Genomic DNA, 1,669 nt, shown 5'->3' with positions numbered 1-1,669 from the left:
TATCATCCTTACTGATATAACTGGACAGACGGCGATGGGGCAAGATGCTGGACAAATCATTGGCTCTCTCAACCGTAACACCGCAGCAGCCCACCAAGCAGTAGGACAGCTAGATGTCGCACCGCTTGAGGGGGTAGTGCATAATCGCGTAGATATGATCAATGATTTATCGGATGAAGGATTGGGATACTTTGATAAAATTTATAAAATCGCCTATGTCAAAAAATATCCTGAGGGTGAGGTTGAGCATGATGAAAATGGCAATGTCCTCTATGCAACAGATAAAAATGGAAACTATATAAAAGACAGCTATGGAAGAAAAATACCTCTGTATCACTATTTAACACCAGAAGAAGAAAAACATTTACAAAAAGGTTCTGATGGCAAGGTTCATATGTTTTACAATGGTATTTTTACCTCACCAGATGATGCTGCGCGTTATACTGTCCAGTTTGCTGACAATGATCATGGTCCCCTTTATTTTACATACTTCCCAGAAGCTGAAGACTGGGAAGTGGAAGTAGGGATAGCGATTTTTCAGAAGTTTCTGGAAGGTAGATTTTTTTTTGGATTGACCAATTCAACCAAGAAATTCCAGGATATAATGTATCTTTATGGCAATACAGGATTGCATGATGATGCCCATAGTCGTGGTACCATAACAGCAGGAAATGGATCATATAATTTAGTAAAGCATGGTGTTCTCGGTATAGCAAAGGAAACAATGGTTAATTTCTTTGGTCCAGCTTATAATACTCAAGACATGGCAGATACGTTATATATCTTAAAGGATGGCAAGCAAACCACTGTCGGCTTGGAAAACCATACAGATGATTTTGTTGGTGTAGTATTTGGTGGAAATCCCGCTACTTTTTACCAGAGACCCTTTGGTAGTAACGCAGTTAAAGAGGCAAAGAAAGTACTATTTAGTTATCCCAGCCCTCATGTTTGTTATGCAAATGCGGATCGAGCATGTAGACATGATTATGGTTCATCTCACCGTATACAAATTGATTCAATTAATTCATGGAGCAAAAAATGAAACAAACCTTAAAATTATTAAGTGCGATAACTCTATTGAGTATAGCTGGGTGCCAGTTTACTAAAACTCCCTCATCTTCTATAGGGGCATGGGAGAAGCCAGGAGCAGATTTTACAGAGGTAGCAAAAGCATTATTAGAATGTGGTATGCCAACTCCTTATGATAAGGATCCAGAAAGCTCAGCTACAATGCAAATGCAACCATTGATGCTTGCATGCTTCAAGCAGGATTTCGCTATAAATATGATGTGGGGGGAGGCTGGTGTGGAAATCATAAAGCCGAAAACTTGCCCATTTGTCGTCCAGGTGCTATCATATCACAGCGCAGTGTCAAGAAGCGCTTAAACAGCCCTTATTGTAAAAAATATAAAAATGCACCTGAATGCAAACCTTAAGTCTTTCTTGTGATGATCAACAATCCGCCATCCTTGCCTTCGCTTGGAATGGCGGGATTATTTCCTCAACCAATCATCTCAATATTGTTCACCGTTGTTTTAATGAAGCGATGACAGAAAATATCAACAGGCTTATGAGCTTTTTATCGTAAATAAATCCATTAAAAGAGGGGAATAATGAAGAAAATCTTAAAACTGTTGAGTTGTATAGCTCTGTTAAGTATCACTGGATG

The 1,669-nt window shown here is 39.1% G+C and carries 2 protein-coding genes and 1 pseudogene; all 3 read left to right on the top strand.

Features of this window, described 5'->3' with window-relative positions; translation table 11 throughout:
* On the top strand, window positions 1-1,042 hold a 1,042-nt coding region (locus ACFIL8_RS10015), incomplete at its 5' end, for a filamentous hemagglutinin (RefSeq protein ID WP_375689643.1).
* Window positions 1,039-1,436 (top strand): annotated as a pseudogene (locus ACFIL8_RS10010) (hypothetical protein). The gene ACFIL8_RS10015 and the pseudogene ACFIL8_RS10010, both read left to right, overlap by 4 nt.
* Window positions 1,424-1,588, top strand: coding sequence for a hypothetical protein (locus tag ACFIL8_RS10005; RefSeq protein ID WP_375613522.1), 165 nt, complete (start codon window positions 1,424-1,426; stop codon window positions 1,586-1,588). Before ACFIL8_RS10010 ends, ACFIL8_RS10005 begins: the two are co-directional and overlap by 13 nt.
* Window positions 1,589-1,669: the final 81 nt, after the last annotated feature.

The sequence above is a fragment of the Bartonella sp. AP57NXGY genome, assembly GCF_042195805.1.
GTDB lineage: Bacteria > Pseudomonadota > Alphaproteobacteria > Rhizobiales > Rhizobiaceae > Bartonella.
This window is presented reverse-complemented; position numbering and strand designations above follow the sequence as displayed.